This window comes from Sphingomonas sp. 4RDLI-65 (assembly GCF_049472435.1).
Lineage (GTDB): Bacteria > Pseudomonadota > Alphaproteobacteria > Sphingomonadales > Sphingomonadaceae > Sphingomonas.
Genome location: NZ_JBCEBT010000012.1, coordinates 63,210 through 70,298 on the forward strand (window position 1 = coordinate 63,210; position 7,089 = coordinate 70,298).

The 7,089-nt window shown below is 64.7% G+C and carries 7 protein-coding genes; 3 read left to right on the forward strand and 4 right to left on the reverse strand.

The features are described 5' to 3' along the window. Nucleotides 1-94: 94 nt before the first annotated feature. Entirely contained in the window at nucleotides 95-1,159 is a 1,065-nt protein-coding gene (locus tag VH567_RS17260) for an NAD(P)-dependent alcohol dehydrogenase (RefSeq protein WP_423327455.1), read from the forward strand. 235 nt (nucleotides 1,160-1,394) lie between these two features. On the opposite strand, the gene VH567_RS17265 is transcribed toward VH567_RS17260, so the two are convergent. From VH567_RS17265 to VH567_RS17280, 4 genes are all read right to left on the reverse strand, one after another. Then, nucleotides 1,395-2,000 carry a TIGR02466 family protein gene (locus VH567_RS17265; protein WP_423327456.1) on the reverse strand — a complete coding sequence of 202 codons (606 nt, stop codon included), beginning with the start codon at nucleotides 1,998-2,000 and terminating at the stop codon, nucleotides 1,395-1,397. Further along, nucleotides 1,997-2,566 (reverse strand): aminoacyl-tRNA hydrolase, encoded by a 570-nt coding sequence (gene pth, locus VH567_RS17270; protein ID WP_060523895.1) that lies wholly within the window; start codon nucleotides 2,564-2,566, stop codon nucleotides 1,997-1,999. The genes VH567_RS17265 and pth overlap by 4 nt, the downstream gene beginning before the upstream one ends. A 207-nt stretch (nucleotides 2,567-2,773) precedes the next feature. Continuing rightward, a complete protein-coding gene (locus tag VH567_RS17275) occupies nucleotides 2,774-3,472 on the reverse strand; it encodes a 50S ribosomal protein L25/general stress protein Ctc (RefSeq protein WP_423327457.1) in 699 nt (232 codons plus the stop codon). Nucleotides 3,473-3,742: 270 nt separating this feature from the next. Next, the gene (locus VH567_RS17280; protein ID WP_423327461.1) at nucleotides 3,743-4,609 is read right to left on the reverse strand and encodes a TraB/GumN family protein; all 867 of its coding nucleotides are present in this window, start codon (nucleotides 4,607-4,609) and stop codon (nucleotides 3,743-3,745) included. A gap of 188 nt (nucleotides 4,610-4,797) precedes the next feature. Here VH567_RS17280 and VH567_RS17285 point away from each other — a divergent pair, with 188 nt between their 5' ends. Next, on the forward strand, nucleotides 4,798-5,637 hold the full coding sequence (locus VH567_RS17285) for a glycine--tRNA ligase subunit alpha (protein ID WP_056047263.1): 840 nt from the start codon (nucleotides 4,798-4,800) through the stop codon (nucleotides 5,635-5,637). 232 nt (nucleotides 5,638-5,869) lie between these two features. Continuing rightward, on the forward strand, nucleotides 5,870-7,089 hold a 1,220-nt coding region (gene glyS / locus VH567_RS17290; protein WP_423327458.1), incomplete at its 3' end, for a glycine--tRNA ligase subunit beta.

A 7,089-nucleotide genomic window follows, 5' to 3' on the forward strand; every position in this document is an offset into this window, starting at 1 on the left:
TTGCCGCAGTGCAGCAAAATAATCATACCGGTCGGTAGAGAAGCCAGGGCTCGACGGTTATGATGGTCGTCTCTCCAGATATTCCAGGAACTTCATGACCACGACCGCCCACGGCTACGCCGCGCAATCCCCCAAAACCCCGCTCGCCCCGTTCAGCTTCGAGCGCCGCGAGCCCGGCAAGACCGACGTCGCGATCGACATCGCGTTCTGCGGCGTCTGCCATTCCGACCTCCACACCGCCAAGGGCGAGTGGGAAGGCACGCTTTACCCGTGCGTCCCCGGCCACGAGATCGTCGGCCGCGTCACCGCCGTCGGCAGCGACGTCACCAAGTTCAAGGTCGGCGACACCGTCGGTGTCGGCTGCATGGTCGACAGCTGTGGCGAATGCCCGTCGTGCAAGGACGGCGAAGAGCAATATTGCGAGACGACCGGAATGGTCGGCACCTATAACGGCCCCGATCCCATACTCGGCGGCCACACCTTCGGCGGCTATTCGGACAAGATCGTCGTCGACGAAGGCTTCGTGCTGAAGGTCTCGCACCCCGAAGCCGATCTCGCCGCGGTCGCGCCGCTGCTCTGCGCCGGCATCACCACCTATTCGCCGCTCAAGCACTGGAAGGTCGGACCCGGCCAGAAGGTCGGCATCGTTGGCCTGGGCGGTCTCGGTCACATGGGCGTCAAGATCGCCAACGCGATGGGCGCCGAAGTCTATGTCTTCTCGACCTCGCCGAACAAGCGCGACGACGCCAAGCGTCTCGGCGCCAAGGACCTGATCGTGTCGAAGGACGAGGCCGCGATGGCCGAACACGCCAACAGCTTCGACTTCATCCTGAACACCGTCGCGGCGAGCCACAACCTCGACACCTTCACCGCGCTGCTGAAGCGCGACGGTACGATGACGCTGGTCGGCGTGCCGGAGCACGCGCATCCGTCGCCCTCGGTTGGCAACCTGATCTTCAAGCGCCGCGCGATCGCCGGCTCGCTGATCGGCGGCATCGCCGAAACGCAGGAGATGCTCGATTTCTGCAACGAGCACGGCCTGGTATCGGACATCGAGATGATCCGCATGGACGAGATCGAACCCTCGTATCAGCGCATGGTGAAGAGCGACGTAAAGTACCGCTTCGTCATCGACATGGCCTCGATGAAGACCGCCTGACCGGGCAGGGAGCGGCGCATCACGTGCGCCGTCCCGCCTGCTCCCTCCCCTAAAGGGGAGGGGGTAAAAGTCGGTGCGAACACACTCCCGTACCAATACCACCACCCCGGCGAAGGCCGGGGCCCAAATGGGAAGGCAGACGTGATGACACGCGGTCTTCCGTTACGACGTTTCCCAATTGGGCCCCGGCCTACGCCGGGGTGGCACCCTCACGCAGACCTGCTCTGCGCCCCGCTCACCACCGATAGTTGAAACTAATACTGATCCGCTCGCCCTTGGCAGCATTCGGCACGACCTCATGCCGCAACCAGCTCTCCCACAAAAACACACTCCCCGCCTTAGGCTCCGCATAAACGAACGTCCGCAGATCCTCCGCCGCATCCTCCAACCGCGTCGGCGCCGCCATCATCATCGGCAACCGCGGATCCTCCAGCTTCAGCGCCCCAGCCCCCTCGGGAATCGCCACGTACATCGTCCCCGACACGACGCTATGCGGATGGATATGCCCCGAATGCGCGCCACCCGGCTTCAAGACGTTCACCCACAGGCTATCGAGCTTCAACTTCCGCCCGCCAAGATCGAACGCGCAGTCCTTCGCAAACTGCGCGACATGTTTGTTCAGCAGCCGCACCAGATCCCCGAACCGCGGATCGCGGAGTGGCAGGTCGTTCAGCGACGCATACGACGTATACCCGCGATACCCATGCGCCTTCGACCACGCGACCCCGGCGCGATCGGCCTTCGCCAGTTCGAGCGCGGCATCCTCCAGTTCCTCGACCAGATCGTCGTCGCCGAGATCGGCCTCGTAGAACCGCGTGGCAAACAAGGAACGGGTGGTCATGGCTGCATCCTCAACGCGACATCGTTCATGAAGCGGACGTCGTCGCCCTCCGCCAGCCACTTGGCCTCCGCCGCCACCGCGCCGAGCATGTCGGACAACGGCTCGATCTCGGCCTTCGCGTAATTGCCGAGCACGTACCCGGTGACGCGATCCTTGTGCCCCGGATGCCCGATCCCCAGCCGCACGCGGCGAAACTCCGGCCCCAGATGCTGGTCGGTCGAGCGCAGCCCGTTATGCCCCGCGGTCCCGCCGCCGGTCTTCACCTTCACGCGGAACGGCGCGATATCGAGTTCGTCGTGGAACACCGTCAGCGCCTCGACGCCGAGCTTGTAGAACCGCAGCGCCTCGCCGATCGCGCGGCCGCTCTCGTTCATGAAGGTCGCAGGCTTCAGCAGCAGGATACGCTCCGACCCGATCCGGCCCTCCTGCGTCCAGCCCTGGAACTGCTTCTTGACCGCGCCGAAGCCGTGCACCTCGGCGATCGCGTCGGCGACCATGAACCCGACATTGTGCCGGTGCATCGCATATTGCGCCCCCGGATTGCCGAGTCCCGCCCAGATCTGCACGTGTGATTCTCCAAAAGACCGCGTCGGCCACGTAACCGTGTTCTCCTGCGAACGCAGGAGCCCAGGGTAACGGGCGATGGTGCTACTTGATCCTGGACCCCCGCGTTCGCGAGGGAACAGTAAGGGGCAGCCCCATAAAACGAAACGGGCGGGAAAGCTTGTCGCCATCCCGCCCGCCAGATCATCCTAAGACGAAGGGCTGAACCCTCAGTCCTTCTTCTGCGGCGTGATCTTGTCGTCGTCGTTGTTGTCGTCGTTCGGCTCAACGGCCGGCTCGTCCTCGGCAGCAGCCTCGGCAGCCTGTGCTTCGGCAACCTCAGCCTCGAGGATCTCGTCCTCGACGGTCGGCACGGTCGGCGGCACGATCGTGGCGATCGCGAAGTCGCGGTCGTCGATCGCGGGCGTCGCGCCCTTGGGCAGCTTCACGTCGCTGATGTGGATCGAATCGCCGATTTCCTTGCCCGCGAGTGAAATCGTGATCTCGCTCGGGATGTCCGAAGCGTCGACGACCAGCTCGATCTCGTGGCGCGTGATGTTCAGAACACCCTTGCCCTTCTTGATGCCCGGTGCGTCGTCTTCGTCGGTGAACACGACAGGAACGGCAACCGTCACCGTCGAGTGTGCGCCGATGCGCAGGAAGTCGACATGGATCGGGCGATCCGAAACCGGGTGGAACGAGACGTCCTTCGGCAGCGTGCGCACGCCGTTGACCATCACGACCGAATTCATGAAGTGGCCGGTCATCAGCGCCTTCATCAGCGCCTTTTCCTCGAGGTGAACCGACATCGGTTCCTTGTTCAGGCCGTAGATCACGGCAGGCACGCGGCCATCACGACGCAGCGCCCGGGAGGCTCCCTTGCCAACCCGGTCACGCGTCTCGGCTGCGAGCGTCAACTGGTCGCTCATCTGTATTCTCCGAAACTCGTTTGTTGTCCTTCCCGCCCACGCCTCCAGGGATGACCATGGACCGGAAGCGCGGGCGCATAGCGGAAAGCTGAGTTTAAATCAACTAAACCTGAACCCTCGCCCCTCCGGGGAGAGGGAGGGGCCCGCACGCTCTTGCGTGTGGGAGGGTGAGGGGAGTGGGGCTCGGGACGGTTATCCCAACTCCCCCTCACCCTTCCGTCGCAAGTGCTCCTCCCTCCCTCTCCCCGAGGGGAGAGGGACTCGGGCAGCTCAATACTGTACCCGCTCGGCCTTCACCCCAAGCTTAGCCAACTGCGCCTGGACGCTGTCCTTGCCCGCAAGATGCCCAGCGCCGACCGCAACAAACACAGTCCCCGGCGACTTCATGCGGTTCGCGACCCACTCCGCCCAGCGCGCGTTACGATCCACCAGCAACACCTTCGCCACCTCGGGCGAATCCTTCAAGCTGTCGTTCATCTCGCGCGCCAAAGCCTCGGGATCGCCCTTCGCCCACTCGTCGACCATAGTCGCCATCGTCGTCTCCAGCTTCGGCAACTCGTCGATCGTGCTCCCCAGAAACTGGATCTGCGCCTTCTGCGACAACCCGCCGAAATACCCCAGCTGCTGCTCCGCCGTCTCCAGACCCGTAACCGGCTTCCCCGCAGCCTTAGCCGCCGCCGTAATCACCTGCTCGGGCCCGTTCGCCGCATCATACCCAAGCTTAGACAAAGGCGCGATCGACAGGTTGGTCGCCGCCAGCCACGGCTTGAACCGATCGAACGCATTCGCCGGCAAGCCCAGATCGGTCACCGCCTTGGCATACGCCGCACGCTTGTCCGCCGGCAGCTGCTCGGTCAGCGTCGGGCCGTCCTTCGCCACGCCGGTCGCCATCACCAGCGACTGCATCTTGGCAGCATCCGGCATCACCAGCTCCAGCACCACCTGCTGCGAGCGATCGAATGCGGTCTTCACCGCCTCGTCGAACCACGTCATGCCGGGTTTCAGCACATGGATCGTCCCGAACAGGTAGATCGTCGTGTCCTTGTCCTTCACCACCCACAGCGCCGGATCGGCATCGTTCGCGGCCTGCGCGGGCTTGGGAGCAACCTGCGCACAGGCGGGCAGAGCGAACGCCATCGCGATGGCGGAGAGCGCGGATCGGAACGAGACGATCTTCGAGAACAGCTTCAAGGGGAGGGCATCCTTATCGTTGGTGCAGCCCATGTAGGGTGCCCCGCGCAAACGCACCACTTGCCTCCCGCACCCCCATCCGCCAAAGCCCGCGCGTGACCCAGCCCGTGACAAAGCCCCTTAGCTTCCAGCGCATGATCCTGACGCTCCACGATTACTGGAGCGAACACGGATGCCTGATCCTGCAGCCCTACGACATGGAAATGGGCGCGGGCACCTTCCACACCGCCACGACGCTCCGCGCGCTCGGGCCGAAGCCGTGGAACGCCGCGTTCGTCCAGCCCTGCCGCCGCCCGACCGACGGCCGCTACGGTGAGAACCCCAACCGGCTCCAGCATTACTACCAGTATCAGGTCATCCTGAAGCCGAGCCCCGCCAACCTCCAGGAACTCTACCTCGGCAGCCTGGCCGCGATCGGCATCGACATGCTGAAACACGACATCCGCTTCGTCGAAGACGACTGGGAGAGCCCCACGCTCGGCGCCTGGGGTCTCGGCTGGGAGGTCTGGTGCGACGGCATGGAGGTGACCCAGTTCACCTATTTCCAGCAGATGGGCGGCTTCGACATGAAGCCCGTCGCCGGCGAACTCACCTACGGGCTGGAGCGGCTCGCGATGTACATCCAGGACAAGGACTCGGTGTATGACCTGGCGTTCAACGATGCCGGCGTGACGTACGGCGACGTGTTCCTGGAGAACGAGCAGGAGATGTCGAAGTGGAACTTCGAGATCGCCGACACGGACTCGCTCTTCGACCAGTTCCGCAAGCACGTAGCCGAATGCGAGAACAGCCTCTCCGCCAAACTCCCAATCCCAGCGTACGAGCAGGCGATCAAAGCCAGCCACATCTTCAACCTGTTGCAAGCCCGCGGCGTAATCTCGGTAGCCGAACGCCAAGCCTACATGGGCCGCGTCCGCGACCTCGCCAAAGGCGCCTGCGCAGCCTGGATGGACAAGCACGGATGGGCGGCATGATGTCTGTGCGTGTACAAGAAGGGTTTTGCGCGCAGAGGCGCAGAGGCGCGGAGCAGAAGGAGGTGGAGTCGGCATATCGACCTGCAATCCGGCTTCGGCATGGTGAAAGACGCCTGCGGCGTCACTTGGCCGCGCGCAGCGCAACCGCTCCAACCTTCTTTTCTACCCTTCTCCCCCGCGCCTCTGCGCCTCTGCGCGAAACCCCTTCTCCCTTCTTCGCGTGCGAACCCAAATGACCGACTTCCTTCTCGAACTCCGCTCCGAAGAAATCCCCGCCCGGATGCAGGCAAAGGCGCGTGACGATCTCGCCAGGCTGTTCACCGCCGAGCTCGCCAAGGCCGGGATCGCCACCAGCGCGATCGTCACCTACGCGACCCCGCGCCGCCTGACGCTGATCGCGCGCGACCTGCCGCTCGAGACCGCCGCCGTCTCCGAGGAAACCAAGGGCCCCAAGACCTCCGCCCCCCCCCAGGCGCTCGAAGGCTTCCTCCGCAAAACCGGCCTCACCCGCGAGCAACTGATAGACCGCAACGGCACGCTGTTCGCGGTCACCGAGAAGCCCGGCCGCGCCACCGCAGCCGTGCTCGCCGACGCGATCCCCGCGATCGTCCGCGCGTTCCCGTGGCCGAAGTCGATGCGCTGGGGCGATGCCTCCGCCAGCACCGAATCGCTTCGCTGGGTCCGCCCGCTGCAAGGCATCGTTGCGCTGCTCGGCGAAGAGATCGTCCCGTTCGAGATCGCCGGGATCGCCAGCGGCGCCGCCACGCTCGGCCACCGCTTCCACCACCCGTACCAGATCACGATCGGCGGCGCGCACGACTATGTCGAGAAGCTGCGCGCCTGCCACGTCATCGTCGACCACGACGAACGCGCCACGCTGATCCGCGACCACGCCCGCGAAGCCGCCGCACAGGCCGGGCTCGAACTGATCGAGGACGAGGGCCTCGTCGCCGAGAATGCCGGCCTGACGGAATGGCCAATTCCCCTGCTAGGCCAGTTCGACCCCGCGTTTCTCGACGTGCCCCCCGAGGTGATCCAGCTGACGGCGCGCGTGAACCAGAAATATTTCGTCTGCCGCGGCGCCGACGGAAAGCTCGCGAACGCGTTCGTCTGTACCGCTAACATCGACGCGAAAGACGGCGGTGCGAGCATCGTCGAGGGCAATCGCAAGGTTCTCGCGGCACGCTTGTCGGACGCGAAGTTCTTCTACGACACCGACCGCAACGTCCCGCTCGAAGAGCAGGCGGAGAAGCTGTCGAAGATCGTCTTCCACGAAAAGCTCGGCACCGTAGCCGACAAGGTCGACCGCGTAGCGAAACTCGCGCGCTGGCTGGTGGAAGAGGGAATAGTCACTTCTGCTTCTGCTCCCCTCCCGCTCGCGGGAGGGGTCGGGGGAGGGCCTGACACAACCACCACCGCCGCGTCTGAGGCGAGCCCCTCCCCCGACCCCTC